Origin of the sequence: Paenibacillus sp. HWE-109, assembly GCF_022163125.1 — a bacterium.
Classification (GTDB): domain Bacteria; phylum Bacillota; class Bacilli; order Paenibacillales; family NBRC-103111; genus Paenibacillus_E.
This window is the reverse complement of sequence record NZ_CP091881.1, coordinates 4514302-4531776: the sequence shown is the minus strand read 5'-3', so window position 1 is coordinate 4531776 and position 17475 is coordinate 4514302. Positions and strand designations below refer to the sequence as shown.

Below are 17475 nucleotides of genomic sequence, written 5' to 3'. Positions count from 1 at the left end.
GCCAGATCGTCGAAGCGGACGCGCTCAATCAATCGCGTGCCCGCCAGATCGCCGAGGGCGGATAGCCGACAATTTTGCGAAATACGCGGTTAAAATAGGATTGATCGCAAAATCCAAGCTCCTCGGCAACTTGACGAATGCTTTTGTTCGTATTCAGGAGCATATCGCGGGCTGCCGAGACACGCACTTGATGCACATAGTCAATGGGCGGATGGCCTATGGTTTCGCGAAAGAGGCTGGTCACATAGTTAGGCGTGCGATCAACCAAGGCGGCTAAGTGCTCAATGCGAATTGGTTCTGTGTAATGATCCAAGATGTATTGCTGGATCACATGAACGAGGGCTAATTTCTTGTAAGGAAATTGGCGTTCGTCAAATTCGCGGCAAGTGATCGCCAGCATTTCCTGTAGAATACTGCAACACAATGGAGCGTAGTAAGGCCGCTTGCTGATCCATTGCTGGGTCAAATGCTGAAACCTTTGTTTGAGATAGTCGAACTGCCGTGTTTCTATTTTGAAGTGTGAACGAATGGGCGGAAGCATTTCCAAAGGGGAAGGCACAGGAGCAGGTGTGAAATGAGCCGAATATTTCTGATGCGCATGTCCAAATTCGGGATAAGCTTCCCTCATGGTAGCGGCGGGAATGTAAAGCATATCACCTTTCTTCAGAGGAATGATGCTGTCATTAAGCTCATAAATCAATGTACCCTGAGTGACTAACAGTAAGATGTCATAGTCGACTGGAGATCGCTCCTTTCTCCAGTTAGGATCAGAGACATCATCATAGTAAATGGAATGCAAGTTGATCATCTGAACACTCTCCCTGAGCTATTCCTTCTAATATATCGTAGAATCATCCCAAATTAAATAGAATTATTAATCGCTTGCCTGGAAGAATTTCTGTATCCTTATAGTAAATTATGGGCATTACGATGGGAGACGAATTCGAATGACAACGTTGCAAGAAGCGATTCTGCAAACCCCTTCTCTTGTGTCCTTTTGGGACTTTCAAGAAGAGGATAATTTTCATACGGCCCAAGGTCCTTTTCCTTATGTTTTGGAAGCGATGTCAGGACCTATTAAGCGAGTAGAGGACGGCGTGCTAGGGGCAGGTGCCGTTGAATTAGCCTACGGACAGTGGTTTCGTTTACCCCGCAGCGAATGTCCAGCACTCGACTTCCATGGGTCAGACGCCAAGCTGACTCTGATTGCCTGGATCAAGCGGAATCCGTCAGACAATCCACAATGTGAGGCGATCGCTGGCATGTGGAATGAATCGGAGAAGAAAAGGCAGTATGCCATGTTCCTTAATTTGCGAATCTGGGACAGCCAGGACCAGGTGTGCGGTCATGTGTCTGCAGAAGGCGGTCCAACCCCGGGATATCCGTGGTGCATGTCAACTGCTATCGGAGCGACACCTGTTGCCAAAGATGAATGGCATACCATTGCTTTCACTTATGATGGGAGCCATGCCAAAGTTTATTTGGATGGCTTGTTGGATGAACGCGAACAGTACAATCCATATTTCTATGATCAAGGGCTGTACGATGGAGGCAGCTCAGGCGCTGATTTTACTGTAGGAGCCGTACATAGGTCTGGTGAAATGGGCAACTTCTACGCAGGCTTGCTGGGAGGGCTCGCCGTTTTTCAAACAGCACTGCCAGCAGAACAAATTCGTAAGTTTTCTCTGAATGTTCGTTAATTTTGTAAGCCCTTAAGTAAGATTGAGGGCTTATTTTTATTTTTTACTACTTAGATTTAGGATGAAATTTTGCGAAAGTTGCGGTAAGCTTAGGGAAATTGCAAATATGAGCATGTGGGGATGTGCAGACATGTACTCGCTATTAATCGTGGAAGACGAGGAACTGATTCGCAAAGGGATGAGGCATTGTTTGGACTGGTCTGGCTATCAAATCGACAAGGTCGAAGAAGCGGACAATGGTCAGCTCGGACTGGACATGGCGATCCAGATGCGGCCGGATATTGTTATCACGGATGTGGTCATGGCAGAGATGGATGGTATCGAATTCGTTAGGAGATTGCGGCAGGAGATCACGGATAAGCCGATCTGGGTGATCATTATCAGCGGTCATGAGGATGTGGATTACATCCGATCTGCTTTAAAGCTGCAGGTTGTCGATTTCTTGTTAAAGCCCTTTCATACGGAAGAGCTGGAGGAAGTGCTGCGCAAAGTAATAAGGGCCTGCGAGGATGAGCGTAAGCAGAATGCTCATGTGGCCTATCTGGAACAGCGCAATGGGCAATCACAATCGATTGTTCGGGAACGGTTTTTGCAAGATCTTTGTTACCGTCAAGTTTCTGATGAGGAAATTGCGTTGTATATGGAGTTTTTGGGAGAATCTTTTAGTGATTATGGCTCGTACAGAGCTGTTTTTATCGAAAGTGACAAGGCGCAATCGCATGTGGAAGAAGCTCTGCGCAGCATGGCGCCAATGGTCGCCGTGTTCCCCATTGATCGAGGGGCGTACGGTGGTATTGTCTTCGACACAGGCCCCGAATGGTTGCCGCAAGCAGGTTTAAGAATAGGCCTGGGCTGCGGAGTCATGCGGCTTGCGGATCTTCATCGTTCCTTTCAGCAAGCGAGAGTTTCTCTCCTTTTTCTGCCAGAAACGATGGGTGAAGGCACCGTCTTAGCTTATCAGGCAGAGGTTGCGGGCGATATGCAGGAGGTGCTGCTATCCGATATGGCCTTGCAAGAATCAATGATCCTGGCCGCCATGGAGAATGGTGATCGTGATGCCTTGCATGCAGCGCTAGAGGTTTACTTCGAGCTGGTGCTGCGCTTGGACCGAACTAAGCTGGATTACTTGCGAGCTTTCAGCAGCATGTTGTTGATTCAGATCCGCCGGCATTTTGCCGTGCTTGGAGAAAGATCAGCGCTTATCACTGCGGCGCTAGAGCAAATTAGCGTAGTGAGCGACATTCAGGGACTTCGCCAGCTCATGATGCAAACGCTTGCGGAACTCACCGTCATCATCAACGATAAACCGGATCAACGGAAAGTTGTTCGGCTCATTCACAGTTACATTCAGAGTGCGTTCAGAGAAGAGCTGACTTTGGCGCAAATAGCGGCGCAGGTGCATCTGTCACCTAATTACTTGGCAAGTGTGTTCAAAAAAGAGACAGGCATCACAGTCAATGCGTACATCACGGATGTCCGTTTGGCAGAGGCTAAGCGGCTGCTGCAATCCGACAGGCAGCTATTAATTCATGATCTTGCCGAGCAGGTTGGTTATAAGGATAGCAAATATTTTACAAAACTGTTCAAACGAGAATGCGGCATGAATCCCAGTGAATATCGGGAAAAATTCGGATGAAGACACTTTTACTTCGACTGCTGACAATGGATTCGCGGATGAAGCTTCGCAACAAAATCTTAATTTCTTTCGTGCTGATGGTTATTATTCCAACGGTTTGCATCGGCTTTTTTTCCTATCAGAAGTCGTCTTCCATCATCAGCGAACAAACAAGTCATGCTTATCTGGAAGCGCTTCGTCAGACAGAAATCAATATGTCGTATCGGCTGACGGAAGTCGAAAACATTTCTGAAATCGTTTACGCGAACGGAAGGCTGCAGCAAATTTTGCGTCGCGCGAGCCAGGGCGATCTGAGCATCGGGGATGTGATCGTGGATTACAAAAACATCATCGAAATTATCAAGAATCTGGAAAAAAGCCGTAACATCCTTCGTATTCGCTTAATGGTTCAGGGTGATCCGCTTTATGCTATGGAGAAAGAAAACATTTTGGGCATCAGCAAGGAATCTTTGGATCATTGGAACGATGAATTGAATTTGCAGCCGAGAAGCATGGAGTGGGTCTTCAGCAATAAGACGACTTATCCAGGCGTTGCGAATATGAGTACGGTTTCGCTCTATCGTACAATTAAGGATTTTGAAGATGTGAAAAGCGTGCTGGCCCTGGTAGCAATCGATATGGATCAGAAGACGTTGACGAATGTGCTGCAAAATATGAATCTGAGCCTGCCTTATCAAGCGATGCTGTTTAACGAAAGCGAATTGATAGCCTCTTACACCAGGGAGCCTGAGCAGATTAATATCGATGCGCAAGCGTTGCAAGAATTGTTGGAACAAGACGAAAAAGATCCTGTTGCTTACAAAAATATACGTGTTCAGGGGAAAGACTATTTATTCTTGGTTCAACAAGTGGCAAATGTAAACTGGAAGCTCGTTGTCCTCATTCCTACTCTGCGTATTACGGATCAAAGCTCCTTATTGGGCATATATATTTTATTATTATCGGTATCGCTGCTTGCGATGACGGTGGGATTGTCCTATTTGCTCTCTGATCGAATAACAAGACGGTTGTACAAGCTGATGGTCAAAATGAAAGGGATCGAGAAGGGTCATTTCGGCGAGCTGGTCGAGGTCAGCGGGCAAGATGAAATTTCCGTCCTGCAGCGCAGCTTCAATCACATGTCGGTACAGATTAAAACCTTGATTGATGAAGTTTATGCCATTACGCTGAAAAAGCAGCAGGAAGAAATGAAAGTGCTGGAGGGAAGAATTAACTCACACTTTCTATACAATACACTGGATACGGTCAAGTGGATGGCGCTCGATTCCAAGGCGCCTGAGATCGCTAAGATCGTGACGAACTTGTCTAAGTTTTACCGGATCAGTCTGAATCAAGGACATGAAAGACTTAGTGTGGAGAAGGAACTGGAGCATGTGAAAGCTTATGTTCATATCCAGGATACTCGCTTTAGCGGCAATATCAAGTTCGAAACCAAGATTGATCCAGCTCTGCTGCACAAAGAAATTATTAAACTTATTTTACAGCCAATCGTCGAGAATGCGATATTGCATGGCATTAACAAAAGTCAGACGAAGAAGGGCACGATTCGAATTCGGGGTCATTTGCGCAGAGACGGTATCGTGTTCACAATTTCCGATGATGGAGTGGGAATGAGCAAGTCAGTGAAAGATTCCCTATTGCACCCAGAGGGATCTGGTTACGGGATTAGGAATGTGCATGAGCGGCTGCAGCTGTATTTTGGTGAGGGAAGCGGTGTGAAGATTCGCAGTCAGGAAGGAATTGGTACTTTAGTAAGGCTCTTGTTAAAAAAATCAAGTGATTCAACGCAATAGCGTAGCTTTCACCACCAAATCGTAGTTAAGCCCCGTTACCGGGGCTTTTTTCTTTCCTTATAATCGGTTGTAAGCGGATTCAATTAGAATGCAATTCGCGAATTAAATCTCATTTGTGAAGGAGTGCATGCTTGCCATGGTCAGATTAAGAATTACGGCAGCGTCCAAAAGAAGGTTGAAGACAAGTGTTATAAGGGGAATTGTGTTGATGATGCTCCTGCTCAGCTGCTTGCCCGCGCCGTTTGCGGCGGCAGCGATAAGTGGCGATACACTTGTCCCAGGCGAAGTTGGCGTCATCCTGGATGATCGTGATTCGGGGGTCATAAGATCAGGTCTGTTTGTTGATGTTACGGGATGGGGAGGGGCGTACAACAACGGTTTCAGCTATGCGAATTTGAATCGAACAACGCCGCAGCGAATCAAGTTTGCCCCAATAATTCCGCAAGATGGCTTGTATGATTTCTATGTAAGAAAGCCGGGCGGCAAATCTTATGTCGGGAATGTTCCCTACACGATTCATCATGAAGATGGAACGAGTGTGGTCAATCTTGCTCTCAGCGCGGATAACAAGGAAGAGTGGGTTAAATTGAACGCGCAAGCCTATCCGTTCAAAGCTGGAGGGACTTACAGTATTGTCGCTGCCGGAGACGGATACCTAACGTTTCCTCCTCTTCCAACGGGGAACACCGGGTTCGCGATTGACGGCATCAAGCTGATTCGGACGGCCAATCTGCCGAATCCCAATCAGGATGCGGTAGAGGCGGAGAAGCTCAAATATGAAACGAACGCGTGGATTGGGGCAAGCACAACAGTTGCTTCAAGTGTCTACGCTTCTGTCATGAAGCTGAAATCCGGCCAAGTACCTGGCAGCGGTGTACTCGTAAGTGCTGTTGTTCCGCCGACAAGCACTTATCTATTGGGTACTGCCAGTGATGTTGTATTGAAAGCGCAGAATACGTCGCATACGAATGCGGTGGAGAACGTTACTCTTACCTTTGTCAAAGGGAATGCCTCAACAACACTGAACGTTGCTGTGACTATCGAAGGACAGCCATTCGTTGATAACGCCAATTTCACGAATACGGCAACGTGGTACCGGGATTATGCGCCGGGCATCTTTAACCCAAGTGAAGGTACCATTGAGTTGACGGCCCGTATCGATAAGCCGTATAAGGAATTCGGCAACGATTGGGATTTCTTGTTCCGACTTGTTCCGGCCCAAAGCGGACCGGGAAATACGTTGATCAATGCTCACATTCCACCGCCTGGAGCGAAGCCAACAGGTGCGAATCCAACCTATGAACAGCCGCTTATTTTCACGGTGCGCAATGGAGATGGAGCGAAGGGGGCCAGCGCTTTTGCGCAGCCAGGACAGTTGAATTATGTGCAGGGAGTTCCCTTTAATCTTGCTTTTACATGGAAGATGGGAGCAGGTGGATATGTGGCTATCTCCCAAGATGGCGTAGAGATATCGCGTACAGCAACTACGGTGCCAGCTGTTATGGAAAATTTCTTGCCATTTGAATTCATGGTGGAACGCGGAGCTCCTTATAACATTAGCAATGTCAAAATTTCCACCAAAGCGCTAGCTAGCAGTGAGTTGGAGACGAACAAAGCAGCCTTTACGCAATCAGTAAATACGGCATTAATTGCCAAGACAGCACTCGGACAACCGATTCAGGCGAACAAATTCGTAACACCTTGGCATACGAGCTCCCAGTATAGTGTGGTCAAACCAGCTTTCCGCAGCGAAAAAGAAGTATTCCTGGCAAATGAGGCTGCTGTTTACCCGATTATGAGCGTCAATTATGGAACCGCTGCCAAAACATATACGGTAAAGATCCAAGCGAAAGATCCCTATAATAACATAGCGTTCACAGAAGAGAAAAGTGTCGTTGTCCCTGCAGATGGTGTCTATCGTGCCGAGGATTTGACCTTGCCGCAGCTGAATAGTTTAGTTGGCTTCTGGTATTTGGAAACCACGATCTCCTCTTCGGAATTGGATGTTATGACTTATAAGAGTGCGATTTCCAAAGTGCCTGTCAACGATACGCAGCTTACCGACGGCAAATATGCAAATTATTACGGACAGCATACGAGCTACAGCTATTCCATGCTGCCTTGGAAGAAGATTAATACGAGCACAGAACGAGCATGGGAAGATGCTCGAGCATTCATGTGGTTCAAAATTGAGCCGGAGAAAGGTCAATTCTCTTGGGCACAAACGGATGGATATGTGCAGGATGTAACGGAAGCGAATATGGATGTGCTTGCCGTTCTCGGCTATCCGTCCGATTGGGCTTCGTCACGGGTTGCAGCGAGTGAAGTTCCAGCGGAAGGGTATAAGAGCGATTACCAATACCGGGCAGAACGCTGGATTCCCAAGGATATTCAAATGAAGAACGGGGTTCTTGGCACAGGCGAGGATTGGTCGAATTACGTGTATCAAACGATGAAGCGTTATGCGGGCAAAGTGAAGTATTATGAAGTTGTTAATGAGGCGAACTTCCATCCACCGTTCATTGCAGCGACACATTCGGGTACGAAGGAAGAATACTTCCAGATGCTGCGACTCGCTTACGAGCAAGCACAGAGGGTGAAGGCTGAGTATAAGGCAGAAACAGGAAATGACTTGGCCTTATATGTGACAACCAGCGGCTTCGCAACGCCACCAACGTCAGACCGTCAAATGGCGATTGACGCTTTGAAACCGCCTTATAATCAATATTACGATATTTATGTGATTCACGGTTATTTGGGTATTGCTGGAATCACGGATGTGCTTGCAGCGTATTCACTAGCCAAGCAGGCACGTCCGGAGCTAAAGCTTTGGCAAGGTGAGGTCTATCCATTGAACAACATAGTGACCTCCTGGCGTATTTATGACGTCGTGCAGAAGTATACAGACTTCATCTCAGCGGGCTTTGACAAGTACTTTGACATGGGTACGCCAGCGGAAGATGCTTTTCTGACAAGGCATTCCTTATCGCCTACGGAAGTATTCCAAACTACAGCGCTGATGAATCATCATATTCGTAAGGTAGATCATTATATAGGTTCATACGCCGGATTCACAGGAGCAGCATTGCTGCCTGCGAAGCATTATATGCAGCGCACGGATGGAAGCTATCTGAGCATTCTATCTTCAGATTCTACAACCTTGCATATCGCGATTCAAAATGCGAATAAAATTAGTCGTGTCGAAGACAACTACGGTAATTCAGTTGCCGTTGAGATGGTCGATGGCGTCGGGCAAATCGATAAGACGAATACGGTATTTATTATCAGCAGCGAGCCATTGGTTATCAAAAGCGTTGTTGGCGATGGAGCGCTAACCTTTATTAAAAATGGCAGCTTCGAGAAAGTATCCGGGGATCCAACAGGAGGACCTGCGGCAGTTGCGATGAATGACTGGCAGATGGGCTGGAATGTTGGTGTTTATGGGACGAACGCCTATGTGAACCAAACAAGTCCGTATCTGGGGCAGAAGGCAGCAGAATTCAATTCTACAGGTGCGCCAGGCAACAGGACGTATATGTATCAATCTTTTGCTATCACAGAGCCGGGTAATTATGTGTTGTCTGCCCGCATCAAGAAGTTGAGCGGTGGCGCTGACGTTAAGCCTGAGCTGAACATTTGGGATGGACAGAACGATCATCAACTAGCCCCGGTTACCCTGACCGATCAATATGCAGCGTATACGAACTCGATCGTAGTCACACATCCGATGAATATAACCGTCAACATCGGAATTCTGTCTGGTGTTGGAAATGTTTTGTTTGATGATATTGCTTTCAATTTGGTACCGGAAAATGTAACCATCCAAATGGATAATTCGGATGCAACTGGTGTAGCGTTCACAGGAACAACGTGGGACAATACGCGAATAAGTACTGAGGCAAGTAAAGGCAACTATGCATTAAACACATCCAAGGCTGGCAATGCCAGCGTTATCTATACGCCAACAATTCCACTGGGTGGCATGTACGATGTTTATGTTTATCAACATCCGGTCAACAATGCAGCCTTTGCCCCATATACGATCCAACATGCTGCAGGCACAGATGTCGTCATGGTTAATCAATCGCTCAATGGCGGCAAATGGTTCCAAATCGGCAGCTTTCCGTTTAATTTCGGCACGGATGGCAAGTTGAGCATCACGAATAGCTTTACTGTAGGCAATTTTATGTTGGCGGATGGTGTTAAGTTTGTAAGATCAGGACCGGTCACACGTGACATAGCGCCAGCCACTTTTCATGCGGATGTGACGAACCCAACCAACCAAAGTGTGACGGTTACCGTCGTTTATCCAGCGGACGTGACCCTTCGAGAATACAAGCTCGGCGCTAATGGCGCATGGTCGGCTTATGTATCCCCGATTGTTGTATCTGACAATACGGCTGTTTATGCAAGAAGCAGCGATGCCTTAGGTAATGTGTCTCCAGTAAGCAACTATACAGTAAGCAATATTGATCAAATCCAGCCAACAGGAACCGTGGCATATGCGGTATATGGCGGTGCAAATGAGGCGGTGCAGGCAACGCTCACTGCGAGCGAGCCCGTAACCATTACGAATAATGGCGGATCGAATCGTCATATATTTTACTGGAACGACAGCTTTGTCTTCGAATTTGTTGATGCTGCTGGCAATCCAGGTACGGCGACCGCAACTGTAAACACAATTGTATCGAAAAGCACAGCCCCTGCGGTCAAACCGGCCCTATCCAGTGACAATGGCTATGATAATGGTATATTGGATGGTCAATATGTGGTTACTACGAATATATGGTATGGAAACAATGCCAGAATATATCATCTGTATGAGAATGATGTGCTCATCGATTCCAGGATCCTAGCAGATAATAGTCCGAATGCCCAAACGGTTGCGACTCCAATTAGCGGCAGGAAAAATGGGACATATCGGTATTATACGCAGCTTATCAATGCCTTCGGAACCACCACAAGCGACACGCTTGTCGTTACGGTTATGCAGGCTGACCCTGGCAAACCAGTTCTGTCCAATGACAATTGGGATGGAGACGGCAATTTCAAGGTGAGCATGAACATGTGGTGGGGAACGAATGGAACCATTTATCGGTTGTATGAGAACGCAGTATTGATCGATACGCAAATACTGACCGCTCATACACCGTCGGCCCAATCGGCATTGACGAATTTATCGAACCGAGCAGCAGGTACTTACACGTACAGGGCCGAGTTTGTTAATGATGCGGGAGCGACATCCAGCGAAACGATGACCATACAGGTTAACCACTAATTAAGAGACGGAGATTGCGCTTTGATGCGCATCTCCGTTTTGCTTTTTCGAAAGCCGCCGCAGCCACAGATAAGAGCCTCCAGAGGCTCTTATTCCGCCAAAACAGTCACTTTTCGCGCGGGTAGAAGTCTCCAAAGGCTCTTATTCACTCAACAAGCCAATTTTCCGCCGCCTAGCTACAGAAGGAACTTCATTAATTTAACTCTCGTTGCTACCGGTCCAGAGAGAGGAGCGCCCATTTAGCGTAATAATAGACACCAAATCATAGCCTTATCCCGTTTTCGTACACATCATCCCATCTTATAATAAGAATATACCAATGATAACGATTACATAATGAGGTTGAATGAAAGGAAAGTTGAACGATGCCGAAAGTTGAGAAGATAAACAACGTCAGAGTAAGAACTCCCTCTGAGCGAAGGAATTGGCTGTTCGATATGAAGCGGGATTACGATCTGTATCTGTTATTGTTGCCGGGTGTCCTTGCGCTGATTATTTTTAAATTCTTGCCCATGTATGGAATTTTAATCGCTTTCAAGGAATTCAATCTGTTTGACGGAGTGTGGGGAAGCCCATGGGCTGGGTTCAAGTATTTTGAGGAACTATTTAACGATTCGAAGTTTTATACGGTGCTGGGAAATACGCTGCTCATTAATTTTTATAAGCTAGTCTTTCAATTCCCGCTGCCCATCATGCTGGCGCTAATGATTAATGAAGCCCGCAACCTGATGTTTAAACGAGTTACACAAACAATTACTTATTTGCCGCACTTCTTGTCGTGGGTAATTATTAGCGCGATTTTCATCAACGTGTTGTCTCCGCTGACTGGGATATTGAAAGATGTCTTCGCGATGCTCGGCATGAGCAACATCATGATGATTGCGGACGAACGTTTTTTCCGCAGTGTGCTCGTGGCATCGGCAGCCTGGAAAGAAACGGGATGGTCATCCATTATTTATTTGTCAGCTATTCTTGCTGTTGACCCCCAATTGTACGAAGCAGCCAAAATGGATGGCGCCGGCAAGTTCAGACAAATTTGGCATGTCACACTGCCGGGGATACGTAGCGTGATCGTATTTATTATCATGCTGAGAATTGGAGCGGCGCTCGGGAATGATTTGGAGCAAGTGCTGATGTTCTACAGTCCTTTCGTTTACAGTGTTGGAGATGTTATCGGAACTTATGTGTACCGGATTGGTTTGGGCCAATTTAAATACAGCTTTACAACTGCCCTGGGACTTTTTCAGTCATTGATTGGTATGGGACTTATTGTAGGGGCGAACTATGTAAGCAAAAAATTCGGCGAGAGAAGTCTCTGGTAAAGGAAGCAAGGTGAACGATGATGAGGTTACAGACAAAAGGTGAAATTGCTTTTACAATGATAAACTATATGTTGCTTTGCTTAGGGATGCTAGTATGTCTCATTCCCGTTATCAACATTATCGCCAAGTCATTTAGCGGTGAAGCGAGCATTATGGCGGGAGATGTGTTTCTATGGCCCATCAATTTTAACGTAGATGCTTACCATATTGTGTTAGGCAGCCAGAAATTTATTACTTCATTCCGAAATTCGGTCATTATTACCGTTGTTGGGACGCTGCTTAATGTGACACTTACGGTTTTTACGGGCTACGCGTTGTCCCGAACACGACTGCGTGGAGCCAAAATTGTGATGATGATGTATGTGTTTTCGATGCTGTTCAGCGCAGGCATTATACCGACTTATATGATTATCAAAAGCGTAGGACTTCTGGACACGCTCTGGGCGCTGATGCTGCCCTCACTTGTGAGTCCATTTAATATGATTATTGTCCGCCTCTACTTTTTTGGGATTCCAGATAGTCTGGAGGAGTCAGCGAAGATGGATGGCGCAGGCAATTTAAGGATTTTGTTTCAAATCATGATACCGCTTGCAATGCCTGTCATTGCCACCATCGCCCTCTTCTGTGCGGTTGAATATTGGAATAGTTATTTCGATGCGTTAATGTACATTAATGATTACAATTTGCTGCCTTTGCAAGTTTTTTTAAGGGAGATGATTATGAGCGCCTCGGATGCAACGAACAATGTTGATATGTTGGCCCAAGTTCATGTTTCCCAAGAATCGATCAGGGGAGCGACTGTCGTAGCGGCAACACTTCCAATCGTGATCATCTATCCGTTTTTGCAGCGTTATTTTGTCAAAGGTATGGTGCTTGGTGCCGTAAAAGGCTAAAATAAGCAAACAATATGGGAGGTCTTTAACATGAAAAAAAGAGTCTATAAAGCAAGCGGAATTATTCTCAGTACCGTATTAATGTCAAGCATGCTTGCAGCCTGCGGGGGGAGTACGGGTTCAGAGGGGGCAAGCACAAGCACGCCTGACAACGCTACGACCAAAGCAAGTACAGCGCCTAAGGAAAAGGTGACTTTGAAAATACTTGCGCCCAACAATGTGGAGGAATTTCCTGCCGGATCGGATGTAAATAATAACGAAATCATTAATACGCTTCGGGAGAAAACAGGTTTTAACATCCAGTGGGAGCTGCTGCCCAAAGATTCTGAGGCAGCCAGACAGAAGCTGAATGTGCTGATGGCCTCTGGTGATACGCCTGATCTGATCATTTCGGGTGATAAACAAGTGTTCGGCAACTTCGTGCAGCAGGGACTGCTGGCTCCGCTAGATACGCTTCTGAACGAAGAGGGGAAACAAGTGAAAGCAACGTTGACAGCGGATCAATGGAAATCCTCGACTTCGGATGGGAAAATCTACGCAGTACGCACTATGACAGCCAGTACAGCGGTACGGGCCTTGATGGTGAGACAAGATTGGATGGACGAAGCAGGCATCAAGGCACCTAAGACACAGACGGAATTTTATGAAGCGTTGAAAGCGCTTAAAGTAAGTAAACCGGATGCCGTGCCGTTCGTCGCTAACTTGTCGCAGACGCTGAGCTCGCTCGAAGCGATTCAAAGCATGTTTTATCCGCCAGTCGATTTCGTCCAGAAGGATGGGAAAGTCGTGTACACGCCTGTTGAGCCTGGAGCCAAGGAGTTTCTAACTTACACCAATAAGCTGTACAAAGAGGGATTGATCGATAAGGAAGCTGTCGTGATCAAAGCGGAAAACTTGAAGGAAAAGTTGGTCAGCAGCAAAGCAGCCATGAGTACCGTTGCTTGGTTTGATGCCCTCCCTATCGAAAAAAGCTTGAAAGAGAAAGCGCCAACAGCCAAGCTAACCTACCTCCCAATGCCGACAGGCGACAATGGTTCCAGCGGGTATTCGAAGGTTCCTTCACTAACCAAGTATTTCATGGTTCCCAAAGCGAGTAAGCATCCGAAGGAAATTATGCAATTTCTGAACAAAGCTGTTAATGAGGAAATCATCAATTACATTTCATTCGGGAATGAAGGCAAGCATTATGAGAAGAAAGACGGTAAATTCATCGCCACCAAAGAAGCAGACAATATCCGTTTCCGCGTTTATTACAATATGTTTGATACCGTAGCTCTTGGTCTGCAGCGGATTGATCAAAAAGGATTTATGCCTTATTTTGGTCCTGTAGAGAAAACGGCTAAATACGAGGATGTAGTTGATCTTGTGCCGCCGATTCCGGTCGTGGACAAAAAAAGCAAAGAACTCAAGGATTTGCGCGACGAGTACTTTATGAAAATAATTACTGGCGCCCTTCCATTGTCAGCTTACGATGAGTTTGTGTCCAAATGGAAGCAAGCAGGCGGAGAAGAAGTGGTCAAAGCGCTTAACGCCGCTTATAACGGCAAGTAAATAAAAGCGATCGGTTTCCCGAAAGATAAGGGGAATTGATCGCTTTTTTTTGATGCAGTACCTGGAGAAAACCGTACTCATCTACCAATTATGAGCCAAACGAGTGATATCCTCCTCCGTCAGCTCTCTTCCTAACAAGACTTCCATGAAGATAAGAGGCGTAATTGCCTTGATTCCATGCTTCATGCCTGCCGGAATTTGCAAAACATCGCCTGCGAGCAGCTTATAGCGAATATCCTCGAGTAGAATCTCTGCGCTGCCTGATAGAATCGTAATGATTTCTTGCCGCAGATGATGCTGGTGATAGCTGGTAGCTTTCCCTTGGGCCAGCTCAACTTGCTTGATCATCGTTTCAGTTCCAAGTTCGTCTTTGCAATAATGGAGTACTCGATAGATGCCCCAGCTTTTCTCGCCGTACTTTGGTATAAGCGATACCGTTGTGTACCTTTCTTTGATTAGATTGGCTTGTTCCTTGTTAGCGATCAGAATGCCGTCCGCACTTGCAGCAACAATGATATCCGGTACGCCAATTACTTCAATGGGATAGGGAAGTTCGTTGATGATATGGGTATTACTGGAGTTATCCGATATCCGGCCTGTTCCAATAACGCGATCATTAAAGTGCTCCGTTAGTGCCTTCCAACTCCCCAGATCATTCCATAATCCTTCATAAGCGAGGACAACCGCAGGCTGTGTATGTTCGACGACCTCTCGATCAAAGCTTTCGTTGGCCAGGTGTTCGTATGCGGCGCGCCACGCATCAACTTGGACAGGATGCCCCATCTCCTGCAAATAGGTCAGCATGAACTGCAAGGAGAAGGCGAATATCCCGCAATTCCAAAGAGCCATCTGTTCGATTAAACAACCGGCTGTTTGTTCGTCGGGCTTCTCCCTGAACTGGTGGATGAATGCATAGCCACCGGGATCCTTGGGGAGAACAGGCACGATATAGCCGAACTGATCCGAAGGTTGATTAGGCTTTGTCCCAAGTAAAGCAAGAGCTGCTTTGGATTGTGCCAGAACATCCGGAAAGCGATGAAGCAGTTGGAAAAAGGCGGTATCTGCGAAGGTGTCCACTGGAAGAATACAAATCGTTTCATTCGGTTCCACATCCATGTTCTCATGCAAATAACTAATCGCTAAACCGATGGCTGGGAAAGTTCCTCTTTTATAAGGTTCGCTAATGATAGGAATGTCTTCTCCCACATAGGTGCGTGTAATCTCAACTTGGCTGTGGTGAGTGATGATGCAGGTGGATTGCAGCAATCCTACCTCATCTAATTGTCGGCATATTCGTTGAATCATCGATTCTCTGGTCCCATCCGCGGATTTCAAAAGCTTGAGAAACACCTTGGAACGAATCTCGTTGGATAGTGGCCACAGTCTCTTTCCTGATCCCCCGCACAATAGTACAATACGCAAGACCAATTCTCCTTCCTCGGGGAACATGACCCTTTATCTTGATTGCTTGGCTAGAATGACTTCAGGTAGATATCACTTTGACTGCTTGGAATAGCCTTTACGTTTGTGAAGAGAGATTGATCTGTATTTCTTGGCTAAAGGAGACAATTTGGCGTGCGAAAATTGCGCAGTGCTCCAATGAAAGCTTTTATTCAAAGCAGGTTTCAAGATCATTTTGTCACGTGATGACGAATATAGAAAATTTCCATACGTTTCAAACTCGGAAAAAGCAAATTGCTTGGATTTATTCATACTGCGCATAATTGCTGAGTACCAACTTCGGTTATGTTTGGACGCAATCGCTTGTTTCAACTGCTTTACCTTTGATTTTTCGAACAGCATGTAATGGGTAACGAAAGATATACGAGAAGAGCGGTTTCTACCCATTAGCTTTTTATACGTATTGAAATATTCGTTCTGACTCCAGTTTCTACAGTAAAACACTGTCTTATTGCCGATCTTGAAGACGTGCGGACGAATGAGCACCGTATCAGCGTCGATGACCATATAATAGTCGGACGAGCACAATTTATCGCCGTTCAGCTTGAGCAGTTGTTGATAAAGCCAACCGGAACGATCCCAGCTTTTGGATTGGTAGTGGATGTCCTTCTTCGTTATAGGGAGAACGGTATCTTCATGAACGAATCGGCAGCCCTTTTTTGCACATAGATCAAGAATTCTTTGTTTCCTTGGAGCTACAATAATGATTTCTCGAATAGGGTGCTTCACATACTTGCGAACAGAATCAATAACAAAGGGGAGTGTCCCCAGATCCTTCTCAATGGCTGGGATTAGCACATCAATTGGCGTTGTATGGCTAAGCTCCGCTTTTTTTTCTATTGGCATATGCTCATCTCCATTAATCAAATGTATGAAATATCATATGTCAGGAGTGTGAAATGGAATGGGTTTCGTGAAGTTAATCTGACCTAATCTTGAATAAAAGAATTCACGTATGATAAAATCAGGCGCTTCTACGCAACATGCTGCGCAAGGTTTGGTGAATCATCTGATCTCGAGGTTTAGGGGGGGGGGGGGGGGGGGCGATCTCTTATTTTCAGGAGCCGGGATACTTCCGCTATATCCTCGTGCTCTATTTAATTGGTTTAAAATGGATTTTATACCAAATGTTATTATTCGGTGCTTGCGGGCATTAACCCTGCGCTATATGAAGCAGCAAGGATGAATGGGGTTAATTGTGAACGATTTGGGGATTCGGCAGTGCCGCCAATCTTACGGTTTGCCGTTACACTTTCTGGGAAAAGAGTGACAAGTTATGTAGAGGAATAATAGTTCGATATTGAAAATAAGGCAGTTGAAAGAATCGACGAGTTCCCCAGCTACCTTGCGCGGAGGGAACTACAGTACGCTATTACAGCAAAAAGTGCCAGTATCACGAGGTTGAGGGAACTACAGTGCGCTATTATGCTGTTTTGATTGGGAATTCAGCTTATTTCGTGGATATAGGGTCCTGTAGTTCCGCTATCTCCCTCGGATCCCTGCTATTTGCAAAAATAGCGTACTGTAGTTCCCTTTTAGTATAGTTTTAAAGGGACTCCCTCCAGGGGACTGCATTTAATAGAATTCCTTAGCTGGACTCCCTCAAGGGGACTCCATTAGTAGAATTCCTTAGTTGGAATCCCTCAAGGGGACTGCATTAGCAGAGTTCCTTAGCTGGACTCCTTCAAGGGGACTGCATTAGTAGAGTTCCTTAGCTGGAATCTCTCAAGGGGACTCCATTAGTAGAGTTCCTTCAACCGAACTCCATTAAGAGGATTCCCTCAATAGAACTCCCGCAACCGGATTCGTCGCTCTTAAGAAGCTCATCTCTCACGGTGCCT

10 protein-coding genes are annotated in these 17475 nt (G+C 46.1%); 7 read left to right on the top strand and 3 right to left on the bottom strand.

Features of this window, described 5'->3' with window-relative positions; all coding sequences use genetic code 11:
• Nucleotides 1–28: 28 nt before the first annotated feature.
• On the bottom strand, nucleotides 29–808 hold the full coding sequence (locus LOZ80_RS19430; protein ID WP_238172865.1) for a helix-turn-helix domain-containing protein: 780 nt from the start codon (nucleotides 806–808) through the stop codon (nucleotides 29–31).
• Between the two features lie 139 nt (nucleotides 809–947).
• Between LOZ80_RS19430 and LOZ80_RS19425 the strand changes: the two genes are divergently transcribed.
• The 7 genes from LOZ80_RS19425 (at nucleotide 948) to LOZ80_RS19395 (ending at nucleotide 14173) form a co-directional block, all read left to right on the top strand.
• Entirely contained in the window at nucleotides 948–1700 is a 753-nt protein-coding gene (locus LOZ80_RS19425) for a LamG domain-containing protein (RefSeq protein WP_238172864.1), read from the top strand.
• A gap of 106 nt (nucleotides 1701–1806) precedes the next feature.
• A complete protein-coding gene (locus tag LOZ80_RS19420; RefSeq protein WP_238172863.1) occupies nucleotides 1807–3336 on the top strand; it encodes a response regulator in 1530 nt (509 codons plus the stop codon).
• Complete coding sequence (locus LOZ80_RS19415) at nucleotides 3333–5129, top strand: sensor histidine kinase (RefSeq protein ID WP_238172862.1); 1797 nt, start codon at nucleotides 3333–3335, stop codon at nucleotides 5127–5129. The genes LOZ80_RS19420 and LOZ80_RS19415 overlap by 4 nt, the downstream gene beginning before the upstream one ends.
• A gap of 136 nt (nucleotides 5130–5265) precedes the next feature.
• On the top strand, nucleotides 5266–10407 hold the full coding sequence (locus LOZ80_RS19410) for a golvesin C-terminal-like domain-containing protein (RefSeq protein WP_238172861.1): 5142 nt from the start codon (nucleotides 5266–5268) through the stop codon (nucleotides 10405–10407).
• A 365-nt stretch (nucleotides 10408–10772) separates the two neighbouring features.
• Complete coding sequence (locus LOZ80_RS19405) at nucleotides 10773–11729, top strand: ABC transporter permease (RefSeq protein ID WP_238172860.1); 957 nt, start codon at nucleotides 10773–10775, stop codon at nucleotides 11727–11729.
• Between the two features lie 17 nt (nucleotides 11730–11746).
• Nucleotides 11747–12622: a carbohydrate ABC transporter permease gene (locus tag LOZ80_RS19400; RefSeq protein WP_238172859.1), complete on the top strand. Its 876-nt coding sequence runs from the start codon at nucleotides 11747–11749 to the stop codon at nucleotides 12620–12622.
• Between the two features lie 30 nt (nucleotides 12623–12652).
• The gene (locus LOZ80_RS19395; protein WP_238172858.1) at nucleotides 12653–14173 is read left to right on the top strand and encodes an extracellular solute-binding protein; all 1521 of its coding nucleotides are present in this window, start codon (nucleotides 12653–12655) and stop codon (nucleotides 14171–14173) included.
• Nucleotides 14174–14254: 81 nt separating this feature from the next.
• On the opposite strand, the gene LOZ80_RS19390 is transcribed toward LOZ80_RS19395, so the two are convergent.
• Both LOZ80_RS19390 and LOZ80_RS19385 read right to left on the bottom strand, forming a co-directional pair.
• Nucleotides 14255–15595 (bottom strand): sugar phosphate nucleotidyltransferase, encoded by a 1341-nt coding sequence (locus LOZ80_RS19390; protein WP_238172857.1) that lies wholly within the window; start codon nucleotides 15593–15595, stop codon nucleotides 14255–14257.
• 72 nt (nucleotides 15596–15667) lie between these two features.
• Nucleotides 15668–16480, bottom strand: coding sequence for a DUF6492 family protein (locus tag LOZ80_RS19385; RefSeq protein ID WP_238172856.1), 813 nt, complete (start codon nucleotides 16478–16480; stop codon nucleotides 15668–15670).
• Nucleotides 16481–17475: the final 995 nt, after the last annotated feature.

Coding starts and splice junctions, on each gene's coding strand:
- LOZ80_RS19430 (WP_238172865.1), bottom strand. CDS start 808: ATGATCAACTTGCATTCCATTTACTATGATGATGTCTCTGATCCTAAC.
- LOZ80_RS19425 (WP_238172864.1), top strand. CDS start 948: ATGACAACGTTGCAAGAAGCGATTCTGCAAACCCCTTCTCTTGTGTCC.
- LOZ80_RS19420 (WP_238172863.1), top strand. CDS start 1,807: ATGAGCATGTGGGGATGTGCAGACATGTACTCGCTATTAATCGTGGAA.
- LOZ80_RS19415 (WP_238172862.1), top strand. CDS start 3,333: ATGAAGACACTTTTACTTCGACTGCTGACAATGGATTCGCGGATGAAG.
- LOZ80_RS19410 (WP_238172861.1), top strand. CDS start 5,266: ATGGTCAGATTAAGAATTACGGCAGCGTCCAAAAGAAGGTTGAAGACA.
- LOZ80_RS19405 (WP_238172860.1), top strand. CDS start 10,773: ATGCCGAAAGTTGAGAAGATAAACAACGTCAGAGTAAGAACTCCCTCT.
- LOZ80_RS19400 (WP_238172859.1), top strand. CDS start 11,747: ATGATGAGGTTACAGACAAAAGGTGAAATTGCTTTTACAATGATAAAC.
- LOZ80_RS19395 (WP_238172858.1), top strand. CDS start 12,653: ATGAAAAAAAGAGTCTATAAAGCAAGCGGAATTATTCTCAGTACCGTA.
- LOZ80_RS19385 (WP_238172856.1), bottom strand. CDS start 16,480: ATGCCAATAGAAAAAAAAGCGGAGCTTAGCCATACAACGCCAATTGAT.